The organism is Streptomyces sp. NPDC026515 (genome assembly GCF_055567595.1).
On the sequence record NZ_JBVHQD010000023.1, the window covers coordinates 23,718 to 41,741 of the forward strand.

Below are 18,024 nucleotides of genomic sequence, written 5' to 3' on the forward strand. Positions count from 1 at the left end.
GCGTGACACCGCCCCGGGTTGTGCCGCTGAACGAGTGATCTCCCCGAAGCCTCCTTCACCGTTCCGAGATACTTGCCCGGTTTCGACTGATTAGTTCAGATAGTGGCTGGAGTTGCGGATCTCGCGACTTGCCCGTACCGGCATCACATCGCGCTCTTCCCGCCTCCCCACTCCTTTCCCGAAAGGGCGAAGCCGGTCATGCGCATTCCCCTGGGCCCGCCGCTGCGCCGTGCGTCAGTGAGCGTGCTCGCCCTGGCCGCGGTCTGCGCACCGGGCGCCGCCCGGGCGACCGCTCCGGCCGCCGCGCCCGCCCCCGAGGCCCCTCGCATCCCCTTCGCCGAGCGTTACCACGTGGTACAGCGAGGCGGCATCGTCCGCGCGGCCAACGCGTCCGCCAGCTGCCGTACGACGGCCGACGCCCCGTCCGAGCCGTCCTGCCCGGCAGCCCGCGCGGGCCGGATCCCGGCGGTGAACGGGGACTTCGACATGTCCTACGTCGACGTCGACGACGACCCCCACACCTACAACTCCTCGCGCGCCGAACTGCGGCTGCCGGAGGGCTCCCAGGTGACGTACGCGCGGCTGTACTGGGGCGGCAACCTGCTGGCCGGTGAGCGGAAGCCGGCCGCGGACAACGGGCGGGTGCTGATCGCCGAACCCGGCGGCCAGTACAAGGAACTGCTCGCCGACACGGTCGTGGGCCATCGGACGCAGGGCGGCGCGGACGCCTTCCAGGCCTCGGCGGAGATCACCGGCCTGGTCCGGTCGAACGGCTCCGGGCTGTGGACGGTCGGCCAGGTGAATGTGGCGGCGGGCAGGTCCGGGCCCGGTGCCTGGGGCGGCTGGACACTGGTGACGGCGTACCGGAACCCGGCGGAACCGCTGCGCACGCTCGCCCTCTGGGACGGCTTCGACTCACTCGACGGGGCGACCGGGGTACGGCTGAACGGGCTACGCATCCCGCGTGGCGCCGAGGGCCGGGCGGGCCTGGTGGCCTACAACGGCGACCGGGGCGGCACCGGTGACTCGCTCACGTACTCCGTCGCCGGCCGTACCCCCACCCCGCTCGCCGGCTCCGCCGACCCGGCCGACGACGTACTCAACTCCACGATCAACGAACCAGGCCCGGTAGGCGCCCGGCGTGAGCCCGCGTACGACAACACGCTCGGCTACGACTCGGATGTGTTCGATCTCGGTACCGCTCTCGCGCAGGGCGGTGACCAGCTGGCCTTCCAGCTCGTTTCCCAGCGCGACGCGGCGTGGGCGGGCGCGCTCTTCGCCGCCGTGGACGTGCAGTAGTGCGGCGCGTTTCCGCCCGCAGTCCCGAGCGCCCCCCCGTGAGCGAGGAATACCGCGTATGCACCGATCAGCAACCGACCCTGGGCGACGGGTCCTGCACCTGGCGCAACCCGTCGGGGGCGGGGTGGCCCGGGTGGTCCTGGACCTGACGAAGGCCCAGCTCACGGCCGGTCTGCGGGTCACGGTGGCCTGCCCGCCCGATGGTGAACTGGCGGGGGCCGCGCGGGAACTGGGCGCCGACGTGCGCGGATGGCGCGCGGACCGGTCCCCCGGCGCCGGCCTCGGGGACGAGGTACGGCGGCTCGGGCGGCTGCTGGACGCGGTGCGGCCGGAGCTGGTGCACGCACACAGCGCCAAGGCCGGCCTGGCGGGCCGCCTGGCCGTGCGCGGCCGCGTTCCGACCCTGTTCCAGCCGCATGCCTGGTCCTTCGAGGCGGTCGGCGGGGTCACCGCCGCACTGGCGCTGCGGTGGGAGCGGTGGGGAGCCCGCTGGGCGCACCGGGTGGTGTGCGTCAGCGAGGCGGAACGCGCGACCGGCGTGCGCGCCGGGATTCACGCCCGCTACGCCGTCGTTCCCAACGGCATAGACACCGGTCACTTCGCCCCGGGCGCCCCCGGCGCCCCGGGCCGGTCCGGGCCCGGGGCGCCCCTGGTCGTCTGCGTCGGCCGGCTGTGCCGGCAGAAGGGCCAGGACGTGCTGCTGCGGGCTTGGCCCGAGGTACTGCGCCGGGTGCCGGGCGCCCGGCTGGCGCTGGTCGGCGACGGACCGGACGGCGCGGCGCTGCGCCGGCTCGCCCCCGCCTCGGTCGAGTTCGCCGGCGCCGTCGCCGATGTCCGCCCCTGGTACCGGGCCGCCGACCTGGTGGTGCTGCCCTCGCGCTGGGAGGGCATGGCACTGGCCCCGCTGGAGGCGATGGCCTGCGGCCGGCCGGTGCTCGTCACCGATGTCGACGGCGCCCGCGAGAGCCTGCCGCCCGGCCACGGCGAGCACTGCCTGGTGCCGCCGGGCCGGCCGGGCGTACTGGCCGGTGCCGTCGCCGCGCTGCTGCTCGACCCGGAGCTGCGCGCGTCGCTCGGCGACCGGGGGCGCCGGCACGTCCAGTCCACGCACGATGCGCGGCGCTCGGCGCAGGCGGTCGCGGAGCTCTACCGCGAACTCCTCGGCGAGCGCCCGCTCATGTCCTTTGAGCACAGGGAGTCCATCCACTCGTGACCGCGGAAAGCACCGTCCCCTCCCCCGGCCCGCAGCCACGGGATCACGGACTCTCGCCCGTCTCGGTCCTGCCGGCCCGCACCGCCGGAGACTTCCGGTTCCCGCCGCGCCGGCCCCGCGCGCGGCCCGCTTCCCCGGTGCCGCTGCTGGCCGCCGACCTGTGCGCGGCACTGCTCGGCGCCGTCGCCCTCGACGAGGCCGTACGCCGGCCGGCCCTGACCTGTTTCCTGTTGTGCGGGGCGATACTGCTGCGCCCGCTGCCGAGCGGCCGGGTGGCCGGGATCCTGGACGAACTCCCCGCGGTCTGCGGCCGGATCGCCGTGATCTGGCTGGGCCTCGCCGCGGCGCTCGCCGCCAGGGACCCGGGCCGCGCGCTGCCCGCCCGCACCCTGCTGCTGGGCTGCGCCCTGCACGCGGCGGCGGCCTGCGCCGGCCGCGGTCTGGTGCACTGGCGCCGCCGCCTGGCCTCGCTGCGCCGCCCGCGCGCCGCCCTGGTCATCGGCCCCGCCGCCACCGCCCAGCGGGTGGCCGCCGCCGTGCTGCGCCACCCGGGCTCCGGGGTGCGGCCGGTCGGTGTCGTCGCCGAGCACCCCGAAGGCCCCGACGGGCTGCCCGTGCTGACCACCGGCGAGGAGGTCCAGCGGGCCCTCATCCAGAACGGGGTCCGGGCCGTCCTCACCGTCCACCCCGCCGTCCGCACCGAACAGGGCCCGCTGCTGCGGGCGCTGGCCGAGTCGGGCTGCGTGGTCTGGGAGGTGGACGCGGACTCACCGGCGTACGAGATGCGCGACCAGCTCGCCGGGTTCTCCTGCCGCCCTCTCGACATGGGCTCACGACGGCGCGGCAGCGTCGGCAAGCGCATCCTCGACATCGCGGTCTCCGGGTCGGCGCTGATCCTGGTCAGCCCGCTGCTCCTGGTGTGCGCGGCGGTACTGCGCCTCACCGACGGACCCGGTGTGGTCTTCCGGCAGGAGCGCATCGGCCGCGACGGCCGCCCGTTCACCCTGCTCAAGCTCCGCACCCACCGCCCGGTCGACGCGCACGAGGCCGCGACCCGCTGGAGCGTGGCCGGGGAACGGGAGATGAGCCCGTTCTGCCGCTTCCTGCGCCAGACCTCCCTGGACGAGCTTCTCCAGCTGTGGAACGTGCTGTGGGGCGACATGAGCCTGGTCGGCCCGCGCCCCGAACGGCCGTACTTCGTAGGCGAGTTCAGCCAGAACTACCCGGGCTACGCGGCCCGCCACCGGATGCGGACCGGCATCACCGGACTCGCCCAGATCCACGGACTGCGCGGCGACACCTCGATCGAGGACCGGGCCCGCTTCGACAACGCCTACATCGACAACTGGTCGCTGTGGCAGGACATCTGCATCCTGCTGCGCACCGCGGCGGCGCTCGTGCGCTCCACGGGGAGCTGACGATGAGCTTCGCACTCTCCCCGGCCGGGCCCCTGCGGCTGCCACCGGTCCTCGCCGCGGCCGCCGTGCTCGCGGTCCTCGCGCTGCCGCTCACCCCGGCCGGCGACGGGAGCGGGGCGGGACCGGCGGACGCGGTGTCCGCGCTGGTGGTGCTGTACGCCGCGGTCCGGACCGTACGGGAGCGGCGGCGGCCGCTGTCGGCGACGGCCGCGGTGGTGCTGGGCATGCCGGTGGTGGGGCTGGCCGTCGCGGCGGCCGGCGCGGCCTCGCCGGGCGCCGCGCTGACCGGCCTCGGCCGCTATCTCCAGGTGTTCGTCCTGGTCCCGGCCGCCGTGCTGCTGCTGATCCGGGACCGTGCCGACTTCCGGCTGCTGGCCTGGTCGTTCGTGGGGCTCGCGGGATGGCAGGGCGCGGTCGGGGTGCACCAGTACCTCACCGGGACCGGGGCCTCGTACCAGGGCGAGGAGATCCGCGCGGTCGGCACGTTCGGGCCGCAGGACGTGATGGGCATGGCGACCGTGGTGTCGTTCGGCCTGGTCTGCGCGCTGGGGCTGGCGGTGGGCCGTTCGCCGGTACGGCAGCGGGTGGCGGCGGGCGCGTGCGCGCTCGGCCTGCTGCTGCCGCTGGCCGTGTCCTTCAGCCGCGGGGCCTGGATCGCGACGGTCCTCACCTGCGGTGTGCAGCTGGTGCTGGCCGGGCTGCGCCGGGCACTGAAGGCGGTCGCGGTCGCGGTCGCGGCGGGTGTGGTGCTGGTGGGGGGCTTCGGCATCGGTACGGCCATGCTCCAGGAGCGGCTCAGCAGCATCGGGCACGTGACCGACGCGCCGGACCAGTCGGTGGTCGACCGGTACACGCTGTGGGCGGCGGCGACGGGCATGTGGCGGGAACATCCCGTGACCGGCGTCGGGTTGAAGAACTTCCCGGCCCACCGGGACGGGCATGCCTCGCTGGCGCTGTCCTCCGGGAGCGACACGGAGGGTGCGGGGGCCGCGTTCGTGAAGCAGCCGCTGCTGTCGCCGCACAACATGTACCTGCTGGTGCTGAGCGAGCAGGGACTGCTCGGCGCGCTGGCGCTGGCGGGCAGCTGGCTGGCGCTGCTGGTGTGCGGGCTGCGCGGGTGGTGGCGGGTCCGCGGCGGTGACGGCCTCGACTGTGCGCTGGTGGGATGCGGGCTGCTCGTCTGGCAGCTCGTGGACTTCGCGTACGCGGACATCGGAGGGCCCTCGACCGTGCTGACGGCCGTGGTGTTCGGGGCGGTGGCCTGGTGGTCGCTGGCGGGGGCGGAGCGTTCGGCATGACGGTCACCCCTTCCAGGACCTCGGACGTGCCCGGGTCGCGTGTCGGCAGCGAACCCGCGGGAGCCGGGAGCGCCCCCACGGCCGAGCCGCGGACGACACCGCCCCCGGCCCCCGACGCAGGGCCTTCCTCCCGCGGAGTTCTCGCCAAGGCCGCCTTCGTCACCGCCTCCCTCTCCGTCGTCGGCTCGCTCCTCGGGCTCATCCGGGACCAGTCGCTGGCCCGGCTCTTCGGGGCCGGCCGGGACACCGACGCCTTCCTCGTCGCCTGGACCGTCCCCGAGTTCGCCGCCACGCTGCTCATCGAGGACGGGCTCGCCTTCGCGCTGATCCCCGCCTTCAGCGTGGCCCTGGCCCGCCGGGCGCAGGGGGCTCCCGGCGACCCGGTCCGGGCACTGGTCGCCGGGACCCTGCCGAAGCTGGCACTCGCCTTCGTGGGCGTCGCCACTCTGCTGATCGGGGGCGCCCCCCAGCTCGTCGAGGTGCTCGCGCCCGGTCTGCGCGACCCCGGGCTCGCCGTCGGCTGCACCCGGCTGACCGCGACCTGCGTGCTGACCTTCGGGCTGGCCGGGTACTGCAGCGCCGCCCTCCGCGCGCACCGGCGGTTCCTCGCACCGGCCGCGATCTACGTCGCCTACAACGCCGGCATCATCACGGCGATGTTCGCGTTCGGCGGCAGCTGGGGCGTGCGGTCGGCCGCGTTCGGGGTGGCGGCGGGGGGCCTGCTGATGGTCGCCGTCCAGCTTCCCCCGCTGCTCGGGCAGTTGCGGCGGCGGGTCAAGGCCGCCGTCGGCGAACCGGTCGCCGAGGCACAGCCGCTGAACGTCGTCCTGATGGCCACCGTGCTGCTGTTCGCGCTGTGCCGCCAGTCGCAGGTGCTGATCGAGCGGTTCCTCGCCTCCCATCTGCACTCCGGGGCGATCTCGCACCTCAACTACGCGCAGAAGGTCGCGCAGATCCCGATGACGATGTCCATGATGCTGTGCACGGTCACCTTCCCGGTGGTGGCCCGGGCGCTGGCCGAGGGCGACACCGAGCGGGCCCGGCGCCGGGTGGAGCGGGATCTGTCGGTGGCCGCGAGCGTCGTCCTGCTCGGCACCGCCGTGGTCGTGGCGTGTGCGCCGCAGCTCATCCACGTCCTGTTCCAGCGCGGGGCGTTCACCGCGGCGGACACCGCCGCCACCGCCGGGGTGATGCGGGTCTACGCGCTCGGGCTGCTCGGACAGACCATGGTCGGGGTGCTGGTCCGCTCCTACTTCTCCGCGGGCCGCGCCACCTGGTACCCGGTCGGTGCCATGGCCGCAGGGATCGCCGTGACCTCCTGGATCGGCGCCATGACGGTGGGCCGGTACGGCGTCACCGGCATCGCCGCCGCCAACGCCGCCGGCATCACCGTCACCGCGGTGCTCCTGCTCTGCGGCATGGGCCCGCGCAGCGTCCCGATCCGCACGCGGCGGGTGCTGGCCGAGCTGAGCCGGCCGGTGCGGGCCGCCGTGGTCGCCGCGGTCGTCGGCACCTTCCTCGCCGCACGGCCCGCGGACCCGTTCACCGGTCTGATCGCCGGCACCACGGCCGTGACCACGGTCTTCGTCCTGCTCGGCTGGGCGCTGGACGCCCAGGGCTTCGCATCCGCACTCCGTTCCGCAGGCACCGTCACCCGAAGGCTCGCCCATGCCGTCTTCCACTGAGTCCGCCGAGAAGGTCGGACACCTGTCGGGCCCGGTCCCCTGGGTCGCCATGTACCACTCCGTGGGCGACTGCTCGGACGATCCGTACCGGGTCACCATCACCCCCGACCGCCTCGCCGCCCAGCTGGGCTGGCTGCGCCGGCGGGGGCTGCGCGGGGTCTCGGTCGCCGAACTGCTGGCCGCCCGGGCCCGGGGCGAGGGACGGCGCCTGGTCGGGCTCACCTTCGACGACGGCTACGCCGACTTCCTCGACCACGCCCTGCCGCTGCTGGACCGCTGGGGCTGCGGTGCCAGCCTGTTCGTGCTGCCCGGACGGCTCGGCAGCGACAACCGCTGGGACTCGCTCGGCCCGCGCAAGCCGCTGCTCACCGCCGAGGGGATCCGGCGGGCGGCGAGGGCCGGCGTGGAGGTCGGCTCGCACGGGCTCACCCACGTCGATCTGACGAAGGCCGACGCCGACACCCTCAGGGCCGAGACCGCCGGCAGCCGGGCCGTCCTGGAGGAGCTGATCCAGGCCCCCGTGGACGGCTTCTGCTACCCCTACGGCGCCGTCGACCAGCGGGTCGTCGACGCCGTCCGGGACGCCGGGTACGGCTACGGCTGCGCCATCGACCCCGGCGACCTGAACGGCGTCCACACCCTGCCCCGGGTGCACGTCGGCCAGAACGACCGCGCCCTGCGCCTCTTCCTGAAGTACCGGCTGCACCGGCTGCGCCGCCGTCCCGTCAAGGGGCTGTGAATGAGGGCTCTGCACGTCATCACGGGGCTGGGGGTCGGCGGGGCGGAGCAGCAGCTCCGGCTGCTGCTGAGGCATCTGCCGGTCTCCTGCGACGTCGTCACGCTCACCAACCCCGGGCCGGTCGCGCGTGCCCTGGCCGCGGACGGGGTGCGGGTGGTCCATCTCGGGATGGCCGGGAACCGGGACCTGGCGGCGCTCCCCCGGCTGGTCCGGGTCATCCGCCGGGGCCGCTACGACCTCGTCCACACCCACCTGTACCGGGCCTGTCTCTACGGCCGTATCGCCGCGCGTCTCGCGGGCGTGCGGGCCGTCGTCGCCACCGAGCACTCGCTGGGCGACACCCAGCTGGAGGGGCGCCGGCTGACCGCCGGGGTCCGGGCGCTGTACCTCGTGGGCGAGCGGCTCGGCCGGTCCACGGTCGCCGTCTCCCCCACCGTCGCCGAGCGGCTGCGCCACTGGGGGGTGCCCGGGCCGCGGATCGAGGTCGTACCGAACGGCATCGACCTGGGGCGGTTCCGCTTCGACCTGGAGCGGCGGGGGCGCACCCGGGCCGGGCTCGGGATCCCGCAGGACGCCTTCGTGGTGGGCGCCGTCGGGCGGCTGGCGCCCGGCAAGCGGTTCGACGTCCTGATCGGTGCGCTCACCCGGCTCCCCGCGGACTGCGTGCTGCTGCTGGTCGGCGGGGGCCCCGAGGAGGGAGCCCTGCGCCGTGCCGCCGCGGCGGCCGGTCTCGCCGGCCGGGTGCTGTTCGCCGGTGAACGCCCGTACGTCTCCGACAGCCCGGCCGACCCCGACCTGCCCGCCCTCACCTCCGCCATGGACGTACTGGCCTCGCCCTGCACCGACGAGGCCTTCGGGCTCGCGGTGATCGAGGCGCTGGCCGCCGGACTGCCCGTGTTCTACAGCTCCTGCCCTGCCGTCGAGGACCTGCCTGCCGCCGCCGCCCCCGCCGCCCGCCGTGTCGAGAGCGGCGCCGACGCCTACGCCGAGGCCCTGGCCGACGCCCGCGCCGCCGGGTCAGGTCCGCGCACCGCGCCGGAGGCCGCCCGCCACTACTGCATCACCCGCAGCGCCGCCCAGCTCATGGACGTCTACGCGGCCGCACTCGCCACCGTCCCTCAGGGAGTCAGTACGCCATGACCGAGAACACCACCAGGGCAGCCCGCCCGTTCACCCGTGCCCGCACGGTCCCGCCCTGGTCGCTGCTGGCGGCCGGGGTCGTCGCCGGCGGTCTGCTGGGCGGCGCCTACGGCGTGCTGACGCCGGCCGACTACACGGCGACCAGCTATGTCATCGCCGTCCCCACCGACCGGTCCGACACCGCCACCGCGCAGGGCTTCGCGCAGGCGTACGGCCGGGTCGCGACCCAGCTCGCGGTGCTCGGGGACGCCCAGGTGTGGGCCGGGGTGCCGGTGAACACACTGCGCAACAGCGTGCAGGCGGAGACCTCGCCGGACGCGCCGATGGTCGCCGTCTCGGCCACCTCGCCGCACCCCCTGCAGGCCGCCGACATGGCGAACGCGGTGGCCCGTTCGCTCACCAAGCACGCCAACGACACCAAGGGCGACACACACGTCGAACTCCTCCAGTTCTCCCGGGCGCCGAAGCCGACCGCGCCCGCCTCGGCGTCGACGAAGGTGACCGGCCTGGTGGGCGCGAGCGCGGGCGGGCTGCTGGCCGGGCTGGCGCTGCTGGTGCGGCCCCGGCGCCGCGAGGAGGAGAACCTCCCGCACGCCTCCGTGCCGGGACCGACGGCCGCCGCCGACGTACACGGGCAGCTGTGACGGCGACGGCCCACCCGACGCTCGCCGCGCACACCACCGAACTCGTCACCGACGAACGCGTCTTCGCCGAGCTGGGCCCCGCCTGGGGGCGGCTGTACCGGCGGTGCGGCACGGCCACCCCGTTCCAGAGCCACGCCTGGCTGCACTCCTGGTGGCGTTCCTACGGTGTCCCGGGCAGGCTCCGTCTGGTCCTGGTGCGGTACGGCGGTGAACTGGTCGGCGCGGCCCCGCTGATGCTGGTGCACCGGCCGCTGCCCGCGCTGGTGCCGCTCGGCGGGGCGATCTCGGACTACACGGACGTGCTGCTCGCCGACGGCGACGACGGCCGGGCCGCGGGCGCCCTCACCCAGGAGCTCGCCCGGGCGGCGCGGACGGCGCTGATCGACTTCCGCGAGGTGCGTCCGGGCGGTGCGGTGGAGCGCGTGTACGACCGCTGGCACGGGCCGTGCCGGAAGGTGCCCGCCTCGCTGTGCCTGGAACTGCCCGCCGTGGCCATGGACGAGCTCGTGGCCCGACTGCCCTCGAAACAGGCCCAGCGGGTGCGCGCCAAGCTGCGCAAGCTGGGCTCGCTCGGGGTGCGCCGGGACGTCGTGGCAGCGGAGGGCGTGGACACCGCGCTCGGCCGGCTGCTCGATCTGCACCGGCTGCAGTGGCAGGACCGGAAGGTGACGACGGAGCACCTCCAGTCCCGGTTCCGGGAGCACCTGGTGCGCTCGGTGGGGCCGATGGTGCGCTCCGGGGACGCGGTGGTCACCGAGTTCCGGCTGGACGACGAGGTGGTCGCCGTCGATCTGACCCTGCTGTCACCGAGCCTGGCCGGCGGCTATCTGTACGGGGCGCATCCGCGGCTGCGGGAGCGCAGGGCGGACGTGGCGGTGATGCTGCTCGACGCCTGTACCCAGCACACCGGCGCGGGCGAGCGGGGCGCGCTGAGCCTGCTGCGCGGCAACGAGCCGTACAAGCACCACTGGCGGCCCCAGCCGGTCGCCAACCAGCGGCTGCTGCTGGCCCGGCGCCGCACAGCGCCGCTGCTGGCGGCGGCGCTGTGCGACATCGCCGCCCGGCGGCGCGCCAAGGAGGTGTGGCACCGGTGGCAGGAACGACGCCAGGACTAGGGCGTGACCACCGGTCGAGGGTGCCGGGGACGGGCCGGGCGTAGGGGAGCCGGCGTCGGGGTCGCGGTGTCGGTCCGGCCGGAGAGGGCCGTGCGGTAGACGCGGGCCGAGCGCGGGTTGTCCGGACACTGCCAGACACCGTGCGGGCAGTAGTCGGTCAGCGTGTTGTACACCGGTCTGTGCTCGCCCATCCAGGCGAGCATCCGGCGCATGTACTCGGCGTTGTCACCGTTGCGGAAGAGACCCCATTCCGGATAGGAAATGGGCTTTCCGTGGGCCTTGGCGAAATCGACGTGCTCCTGAAGTCCGTATGGCTCCCGCACCTGTTCGCCGAAGGAGAGACCGGTCGGCTGGTCGTAGGAATCCATGCCGACGATGTCGACCGTGTCGTCCCCGGGGTAGCACTGCGTCCACGGGACCGCGTCGCGGCCCCGGCTCGGCGTGAAGTCGAACCGGAATTTCTGACCCGGCACCGCCCGCATGGTGGTGACGATCCTGTCCCAGTATCTCTTCCAGGCCTCCGGGTCCGGCCCGCAACGATGGGTGTACGTAGTGCCGTTCATCTCCCAGCCGAGCACGATGACCGTGTCCGGGACCTCCAGCTCGACCAGCCGCTCGGCCAGGGCCCGGAAGTGCTGATCGAACCGCCCGGCGGCGCCCCGTGCCAGCAGCGACCGGACCTCGGCGTCCCCGACGTGGTCCTCGTTGCGCTCCTGCATGGGCACGTTGAGGACGAGCATCCGGTCGTCCCTCTCCCGCCGCCAGTGCGCCCAGACGTCCAGGAAGCCGGGCACTCCCTCGATGTCGGCCCAGCGGTTGCCGGGCAGATACGTGTGCGCGACCTTCAGTTCGGTGCCGCCGAGCCAGCCGCTCAGCTGGGCCATGCGGGCGACGCCCAGCGGCCCGGAGTCCAGGAAGGCCCCGAAGGCCGGCGGCGCCGACCTGCCGTGCGCGGGCGTGACCGGCGCCGGACTCACCGGTCCCGGTGCCGCACTCGCCATGGCCGGCAGCGGAGCCGCCGAGGCCGGGACGGAGGTCGTGGGTGTCGGAGCCGGTGTCGGATCGGTGGCCGGCGCCACCCCTGCACCCGCGGCGAATCCCGGGCCGGTGGCCAGGGTCGCCGAGGCGACGACGACCGCCGCCAGCGCCGTGACCACAGCCCGCCGGTGCGACCGGGACCTCGGCCGCTTTCGCTGCTGTGGAGCCATGCCTGCTCCTCTCTCCACCAGTTCTCGTCCGCTACCGCTCGCCCGGTTCTTTCGGTCCGGTCCTTCCCGTCCGTTCGCACGTTCGCCGGGGAAGCACCGGTCACTGACACTCGGTCATATCAATACGAATTCCGCCAGTGCGGCTGCGGCTTCCGGGTGCGCCACACGCCCGCACGGGTGAACCGGCGCAAAGGAAAAGGTCCGTGTCACTGCTAGACATCCGGGTTCCCGCGGTTCTGCTGCGGATCGACCGGAATCCCTTTCACCACGGCACCCTCGGGGCTGTGCGCTCACTCGGCAGAGCCGGCGTGGACGTGCATCTGGTCGCCGACTCCACCGGCAGTCCGGTCGGCAGGTCCGGTTCGTACGGCAACTGCATCCGCCACCGGCGCCGGGCGCGTCCGCTGCCGCGATCGCGGCCGTGCTGCGCCGGGTGGCGGCGCGGATCGCCCGTCCGGCGGTGCTGATCCCGATGGACGACGCGAGCGCGATCGCGGCAGGCCGGCTCCGCGAGGACCTGGCTCCCGCCAGTCTGCTGCCGCGGCAGCCCGCCCTGCTTTCCGAGCGGGTCGCCGACAAGGCCGAGTTGGCCCAGGTGTGCGCGGCGGCCGGGATCCCGCACCCGCAGACCCCCGTCCCGGACAGCGCCGAGCAGGCCGCCGCCGTCTGGCGGCCCGGGCTGCCGGTGGTCGCCAAGTGGAGCCGGCCCTGGCTGGTGCCGGCCTGGTCCGGGCTGCGCAGCACCGTCGTGGTGCGCTCGGCGCGGGAGGCGCGGGAGGCGCGGGAGCTGTTCCTGCGGGCCGGGGAGGCGGGCAGCAGGCTGCAGCTGCAGGAGTTCCTGCCGCCGGGACCGGACCGCGACCGGTTCTTCCACGGCTACGCCGACCGGACCGGGGCAGTACGCGCGGACGGCTCCGGCCGCAAGCAGCGGTCCTGGCCGCGCGGGGCGGGCCTGACGGCGGTCGGCCTGTGGACGCCCAACCCGCAGGTCCAGGCACTGGCCGAGCGGCTCACCGGCGAGCTGGGCTTCAATCCCCGTCCGGGCGCGCAGTTCCGGTCTTCACCGACAGCGCGGGCCTGGACGTCGTACGCGCCCTGCACCTGGATCTGACCCACCGTCCGCTGACCGCCGGGGCACCACTGGCCGGTCGGGCGTTCGTGGTGGAGAACTACGCGCCGCTGAGCGCGCTGCGGCCGGCCCCGCGCGGGCGCGAGCCGGCCTGGAGCGCGCCGGACGACCGGGGTCCCGGCCTGGCGATGTGGGCGCTGTGGGGCCGGCACGTGACGGGCCGGCTCCTGGCCCGGCTGCGCCCCGGCACGGCCCCGGTCCCCCGGCCGGCCTCCGCCGTGGTCCGCCAGGCCGGGGAACACCGCCGGCCGCCGTGGAAGAGGAACTCTCCGAAGTGTCCGGCGTCTCCAGCCTCTCCGGTCTGCCCGACCGGTCCGACGAGCGGACGCGACCGGGGCCGCCGGCGGTTCACCGAGTGTGGTGTCCGGCGACAACGTCCAGGCCCCGGTGGACGTGCCGATCGGTGCGAGCGGAAACTCGGTCGACCTGGCAGCCGTGCTGAACCCGGCCTTCGGCAACTCCTGTGCCGGCGACACCGATTCCGAGGAGCGGGGCGACGACCCCGCGTCGGGGACGTCCTACGGCGACTCGGGGGACGACGACACGGGTTACGGCAGTACGGTGGGACGCGATGGACAGGCCGTACGGGCCCGCGCCCACCACCAGCGGGTCGTACATCAGCAACTGCTCGTTTTCTCGTCGTCGGCGAGCGCGGGACTGGCGTACAGGGACAGCATGCCGGTCGCGGCGGCGGCCACAACCCCGCTGAGGGTCCGTCGCCATCTCGTCGTCCTCCTGCTCGAAAACGGAAAAGCCGGCCTCGGAGCGCGGATGCGGAATCTCGACGGTCCGAGGCCGGCCGTGACACAGCCGGACGGCTGGTGTGCCGCGCCGACGTCGTCAGTCGTTGGCGCAGGCGTTGCCGAACGAGGGGTTCAGCAGCGCGATGACGTCCACGGTGTTGCCGCAGACGTTGACCGGAACGTGAACCGGAACCTGGATCACGTTGCCGGACAGCACGCCCGGGGAGTTGGCGGCAGCGCCCTCGGCACCCGAGTCCGCGAAGGCCGGGGCGGCACCGGCCAGGGCCAGAATCGCACCGGCGGCGAAAGCAGCGGTCTTCTTCATAAACTTTCCCTTCTCTGCGGTCATGCCCGTATGACGGCCGAAACCGAGCGAGCACAGCATGAAGGCTCGCATCATGACCAGCGGACTGTAGAACGAGAAATAGGCGGCCGAAGAAACTGCGGAACGCGCTCCGACGGGTAATTCACTCGAACGCCTTCACAACGGGAATGGGTGAACACAGCGAAATCCGCCCTGGCGGCGTGCGTGCGCACGCCGCCAGGGCGGATTTTCACGAGGCCGGGGTCACTGGTTGGCGACGCCGTTGGCCGACAGGGCCGAGATGTCGTGCAGGACGTGCGACAGCGGCTCGTCGCCCTTGGCCTGGGTGGAGTTCTCGGCGCACTGCTGGTTCTGCGGTGCGGACAGGACCGGCACGTCCTGGGCCACGCCGACGGCGGCGATGAGACCGAGGATCCCCTGGGCGTTCGCCTTCGCGGGCAGACCGACGCAGAGCTTGTTGAGCGAGCCCTGCACCAGGGTGGCCTGCGGGCTCATCCTGCCCTTGGTCACCGAGTTGCCGAACTCCTCGTGGGCGCCGCTGCCGCTGGCGGAGGTGGTGCCGTGGTCGTTGCCGGTGGCAAGCGCCTGGGGGGCTGCCGCCGCCGACACACCTACGACGGACGCGGCGACCGCCGCCGCGGCCATTGCCTTCTTCAGCATTTCGCTTTCCTTTCCTGGCTCCGTGCGTCAAGACACACGTCCCTGCCCCGCATCAACCGCCCGCACCGGGAACGGTTGCGGCGAAGGCGCGGCACGTCACCCGATCGGACCCGTCACCGGCCCGGAATTCCCTTGCGGCCGGGGGCCCGTGGAGCCGCCGGGGATTTCCGGAATGTGGGCCATCGGAGTGAACCCGAGCAACCAAACACCTCACTGGGAGTTGACCAGTGGGCTCCGGTGGACGGGGTTTTTGCAGAAGGGAATCGCAAGTGATCAAGAAGGTTCTGGCCGTCGCCGCTGTCGCCGCCTCCGTGGCCGGTGCCACCGCCGTCGCCGCCTCGCCGGCCCTGGCCACGGGCAACGACCAAGGCACCACCTCCGCCAGCGGCACCGGTGCCTCGCAGGCGTTCGGCAACTCCGCCACGTACGGCAGCATGAGCCCGCAGCTGGCGCTGGTCCAGGGCTCCTTCAACAAGCCGTGCATCGGTCTGCCGGCGAAGCTCAACGCCCAGGGGCTGGTCGGCCTCGGCGCCGTCGGCGTCCTCCAGGACGTGCCGGTCCTCTCCGCGCCGCAGAACCAGCAGTGCGTCGAGAACTCCACCCAGGCCAAGGGCGACGAGCCGCTGTCGCACATCCTGGACGACATCTCGGCCCTGTCGGCCAACGGCACCGGCAACCAGTAGTCCGGGCCTCTTCCGGCCCCCTGTCGGGGTGCTCCAGGCCGGCGGGCCGCCGACTTTCCGGCGGCCCGCCGGCCTGTGTCGTCTCCGGCGCGACCGCCCCCGGCGGGGCGCTCGTCGCCTCATCGGACTGCGCTACGCCAAAGGGAGCAAAGCACGCAACCCGGGCGGGTGCGCGCCCGTTGGTGATCACGCAGCTCCTCCCCGGAGTCCGCCTTTCGAAAGGGATCGAACATGAAGAAGCTGTGGGCAACCGCGGCCGTCGCCGCCACCGTCGCCGGTTTCGCCGCCACGGCCGCCCCGCAGGCCATGGCTACCGGCAACGACAACGGCACCTCCTCGGTCAGCGGCAACATGGCCACGTCGGAGTTCGGCAACTCGGCCACGTACGGGGACCAGAGCCCGCAGCTCTCGCTGGTTCAGGGTTCGCTGAACAAGCCGTGCGTCGGTCTCCCGGCCAAGGCGAACCTCCAGGGCCTGGTCGGCCTCGCCGCCGTCGGCGTCCTCCAGGACGTGCCGGTCCTCTCCGCGCCGCAGAACCAGCAGTGCGTCGAGAACTCCACCCAGGCCAAGGGCGACGAGCCGCTGTCGCACGTCCTGGACGACATCTCGGCCCTGTCGGCCAACGGCACCGGCAACCAGTAGTCCAGAGGTTCCGCGGGCGGCGGGCCACCGGTTCTCCCGGTGGCCCGCCGCCTTTTGCCGCCTTGCGGCTCACCTCCGGTACAGCGCCTCGATCTCGTCGGCGTAGCGCGCGCCTACGGCGTGCCGCTTCACCTTGAGCGACGGGGTGAGCAGGCCGTTCTCCTCGGTGAACTCGCCCTCGACCAGGGCGAAGGCGCGGATCGACTCGGCGCGGGAGACGGCCGCGTTGGCGTGGTCGACCGCCTTCTGCACCTCGGCCCGCAGCCGCTCGTCGCGCACCAGCCCGGCGAGCGGGATGTCCGGCGGCAGCTTCCGTACGGACAGCCAGTGGGCGAGGGCCTCGGGGTCCAGGGTGATCAGCGCGGCGACGAAGGGCCGGTTGTCGCCGACCACCAGGCACTGACCGACGGGCGCGCGGCTGCGCAGCCGGTCCTCCAGGACGGCCGGGGAGACGTTCTTGCCGCCGGAGGTGACCAGCAGGTCCTTCTTGCGGCCGGTGATGGTGAGATAACCGTCCCCGTCGAGCGCGCCGAGGTCGCCGGTCGCGAACCAGCCGTCGTCGGGGAGCACTTCGGCGGTGGCGGCCGGGTTGTTCCAGTACGACCCGAAGACCACCGGCCCCTTGATCAGCACCTCGCCGTCGTCGGCGATCCGGACGGCCGTCCCGGGGATCGGCTGTCCGACCGTGCCGGGGCGGGGTGCCAGCGGCGGCACGATCGTGGCGGCCGCGCTGGTCTCGGTCAGGCCGTAGCCCTCGTAGACGACGATCCCGGCCGCGTGGAAGAACAGGTTGAGGTTCCGGTCGAGCGGGGAGCCGCCGCTGATGGCGTACCGCATCCGGCCGCCGAGCTCCTTGCGGATACGGCGGTAGACCAGCAGGTCGTACAGCGCCCAGGCGGCGTACAGACCGGGGCCGGGGCCCTTCCCCGTGCCGAGGAACTTGTCCAGGTGGGCCTCGGCGAAGCGCACGCCGATCCGTTCGGCCCGGTCGAAGGAGGCGGCCCGGCCGATCTTCTCGGCCGTCGCCCGCCCGGTGTCGTGGATCTTCTCGAAGAGGTACGGCACGCCGACCAGGAACGTCGGCCGGAACTCCCTGAGGGCGGGCCGGAGTTCGTCCGGCTTCACGCTCGGGAAGTGGCCCATCTCGATCTTGCCCATCAGGCAGGCGATCTGCAGCGTACGGCCCAGGATGTGGGCGAGCGGGAGGAACAGCAGGGTGGCGGCGGTCCGACCGGTGACCGCCTGGAAGACGGGGTACAGCAGCTCGACCGTGTTGGCGGCCTCGGCGTGCAGGTTGGCGTGGGTGAGGAGACAGCCCTTGGGGCGGCCGGTGGTGCCCGAGGTGTAGCAGACCGTGGCGGTCGAGTCGGGGGTGAGGCCGGCGCGCCGCTCGGCGACGTCCTCGTCCGGGACGTCGGCGCCGAGGGCGGTGAGTTCGGCGAGCGCGTTCGCCTCCAGCTCCCAGATGCACGGGAGTCGGAGGTGTGCGGCGGTGCCGGTGGTGACGGTGGAGGTGTTCTCCGGGGTCTCGGTGACCACATGGCGGGCGCCGGAGTCCCGGACGATCCACTCCACCTGCTCGGCGGAGGAGGTGGGGTAGACGGGGACGCTCACTCCGCCGGCCGACCAGATGGCGAAGTCGAGGACCGTCCACTCGTAGCGGGTGCGGGACATCAGGGCCACCCGGCCGCCGGGTTCGAGGCCGGCGGCGATCAACCCCTTCGCCAAGGCGGTGACCTGGGCGGCGAAGTCGGCGGCCGTGACGGATCCCTCGCCGCGGCGGATCGCCGTGGCGAGGGGGTCCTCCGCCGCGTTGGCGAACGGGAGGTCGGCGAGGGAGCCGCTGGTGAGCGGGGCGGCGAGATGCTCACGGCGCACCTCCCGTACGACGCCGTTCCCGTCCCTGACGACGTCGATCCGGCCGCGGGCGGCCAGGTCGGTGCGTCGACGTGCTCGCTTGAGGTCGCTGCGTACGCCCATGGGGCGTCAACTTACTCACAAGTAAGGGCAGGTCAATGGGTTTCACCGCGGGGGGTGCGGCGGTGCGCGCCAAGTGCCGGTCCGTCGTGGCTGGTCGCGCGGG

Annotated in this window: 15 protein-coding genes and 2 pseudogenes; 13 read left to right on the plus strand and 4 right to left on the minus strand. The window is 73.7% G+C overall.

All coding sequences use genetic code 11. From position 1 onward, the window contains the following. The first annotated feature begins 198 nt into the window (after positions 1 to 198). From ACZ4O3_RS36100 to ACZ4O3_RS36140, 9 genes are read left to right on the plus strand one after another with little or no spacing between them, the layout of a single operon-like run. Positions 199 to 1,299 (plus strand): DUF3344 domain-containing protein, encoded by a 1,101-nt coding sequence (locus ACZ4O3_RS36100; RefSeq protein WP_467726393.1) that lies wholly within the window; start codon positions 199 to 201, stop codon positions 1,297 to 1,299. A gap of 58 nt (positions 1,300 to 1,357) precedes the next feature. Further along, positions 1,358 to 2,512, plus strand: coding sequence for a glycosyltransferase (locus tag ACZ4O3_RS36105; RefSeq protein ID WP_467726394.1), 1,155 nt, complete (start codon positions 1,358 to 1,360; stop codon positions 2,510 to 2,512). Further along, on the plus strand, positions 2,509 to 3,930 hold the full coding sequence (locus ACZ4O3_RS36110; RefSeq protein ID WP_467726396.1) for an exopolysaccharide biosynthesis polyprenyl glycosylphosphotransferase: 1,422 nt from the start codon (positions 2,509 to 2,511) through the stop codon (positions 3,928 to 3,930). Before ACZ4O3_RS36105 ends, ACZ4O3_RS36110 begins: the two co-directional genes overlap by 4 nt. Positions 3,931 to 3,932: 2 nt before the next feature. Then, the gene (locus ACZ4O3_RS36115; protein ID WP_467726398.1) at positions 3,933 to 5,228 is read left to right on the plus strand and encodes an O-antigen ligase family protein; all 1,296 of its coding nucleotides are present in this window, start codon (positions 3,933 to 3,935) and stop codon (positions 5,226 to 5,228) included. After that, positions 5,225 to 6,913, plus strand: a complete 1,689-nt coding sequence (gene murJ, locus ACZ4O3_RS36120) for a murein biosynthesis integral membrane protein MurJ (RefSeq protein WP_467726400.1) — start codon at positions 5,225 to 5,227, stop codon at positions 6,911 to 6,913. Before ACZ4O3_RS36115 ends, murJ begins: the two co-directional genes overlap by 4 nt. Then, the gene (locus ACZ4O3_RS36125; RefSeq protein WP_385003186.1) at positions 6,897 to 7,652 is read left to right on the plus strand and encodes a polysaccharide deacetylase family protein; all 756 of its coding nucleotides are present in this window, start codon (positions 6,897 to 6,899) and stop codon (positions 7,650 to 7,652) included. The genes murJ and ACZ4O3_RS36125 overlap by 17 nt, the downstream gene beginning before the upstream one ends. Beyond that, positions 7,653 to 8,792 (plus strand): glycosyltransferase, encoded by a 1,140-nt coding sequence (locus ACZ4O3_RS36130; RefSeq protein ID WP_467726401.1) that lies wholly within the window; start codon positions 7,653 to 7,655, stop codon positions 8,790 to 8,792. Further along, entirely contained in the window at positions 8,789 to 9,436 is a 648-nt protein-coding gene (locus tag ACZ4O3_RS36135) for a YveK family protein (protein WP_362727597.1), read from the plus strand. Before ACZ4O3_RS36130 ends, ACZ4O3_RS36135 begins: the two co-directional genes overlap by 4 nt. Continuing rightward, the gene (locus ACZ4O3_RS36140; RefSeq protein ID WP_467726402.1) at positions 9,433 to 10,551 is read left to right on the plus strand and encodes a GNAT family N-acetyltransferase; all 1,119 of its coding nucleotides are present in this window, start codon (positions 9,433 to 9,435) and stop codon (positions 10,549 to 10,551) included. Before ACZ4O3_RS36135 ends, ACZ4O3_RS36140 begins: the two co-directional genes overlap by 4 nt. Here the strand turns inward: ACZ4O3_RS36140 and ACZ4O3_RS36145 are convergent. Then, positions 10,548 to 11,759 (minus strand): glycoside hydrolase family 26 protein, encoded by a 1,212-nt coding sequence (locus ACZ4O3_RS36145; RefSeq protein WP_467726404.1) that lies wholly within the window; start codon positions 11,757 to 11,759, stop codon positions 10,548 to 10,550. The two genes, ACZ4O3_RS36140 and ACZ4O3_RS36145, sit on opposite strands and share 4 nt — an antisense overlap. A gap of 203 nt (positions 11,760 to 11,962) precedes the next feature. Between ACZ4O3_RS36145 and ACZ4O3_RS36150 the strand changes: the two are divergent. Together ACZ4O3_RS36150 and ACZ4O3_RS36155 are read left to right on the plus strand one after the other, a co-directional pair. After that, a pseudogene (locus ACZ4O3_RS36150) lies at positions 11,963 to 13,103 on the plus strand (ATP-grasp domain-containing protein); the annotation flags it as partial. 145 nt (positions 13,104 to 13,248) lie between these two features. Then, positions 13,249 to 13,296 (plus strand): annotated as a pseudogene (locus ACZ4O3_RS36155) (hypothetical protein); the annotation flags it as partial. Positions 13,297 to 13,728: 432 nt separating this feature from the next. Here ACZ4O3_RS36155 and ACZ4O3_RS36160 read toward each other — a convergent pair. Both ACZ4O3_RS36160 and ACZ4O3_RS36165 read right to left on the minus strand, forming a co-directional pair. Further along, positions 13,729 to 13,956 carry a chaplin gene (locus ACZ4O3_RS36160; protein ID WP_362719686.1) on the minus strand — a complete coding sequence of 76 codons (228 nt, stop codon included), beginning with the start codon at positions 13,954 to 13,956 and terminating at the stop codon, positions 13,729 to 13,731. 243 nt (positions 13,957 to 14,199) lie between these two features. Then, positions 14,200 to 14,616 (minus strand): rodlin, encoded by a 417-nt coding sequence (locus ACZ4O3_RS36165; RefSeq protein WP_385003171.1) that lies wholly within the window; start codon positions 14,614 to 14,616, stop codon positions 14,200 to 14,202. Between the two features lie 269 nt (positions 14,617 to 14,885). On the opposite strand from ACZ4O3_RS36165, the gene ACZ4O3_RS36170 reads away from it, so the two are divergent. Together ACZ4O3_RS36170 and ACZ4O3_RS36175 are read left to right on the plus strand one after the other, a co-directional pair. Then, the gene (locus tag ACZ4O3_RS36170; RefSeq protein ID WP_362719665.1) at positions 14,886 to 15,299 is read left to right on the plus strand and encodes a rodlin; all 414 of its coding nucleotides are present in this window, start codon (positions 14,886 to 14,888) and stop codon (positions 15,297 to 15,299) included. 231 nt (positions 15,300 to 15,530) lie between these two features. After that, positions 15,531 to 15,941: a rodlin gene (locus tag ACZ4O3_RS36175; protein WP_467726407.1), complete on the plus strand. Its 411-nt coding sequence runs from the start codon at positions 15,531 to 15,533 to the stop codon at positions 15,939 to 15,941. 69 nt (positions 15,942 to 16,010) lie between these two features. Here the strand turns inward: ACZ4O3_RS36175 and ACZ4O3_RS36180 are convergent, their stop codons facing one another. Then, on the minus strand, positions 16,011 to 17,921 hold the full coding sequence (locus tag ACZ4O3_RS36180; protein ID WP_467726408.1) for an AMP-dependent synthetase/ligase: 1,911 nt from the start codon (positions 17,919 to 17,921) through the stop codon (positions 16,011 to 16,013). Between the last annotated feature and the right edge of the window lie 103 nt (positions 17,922 to 18,024).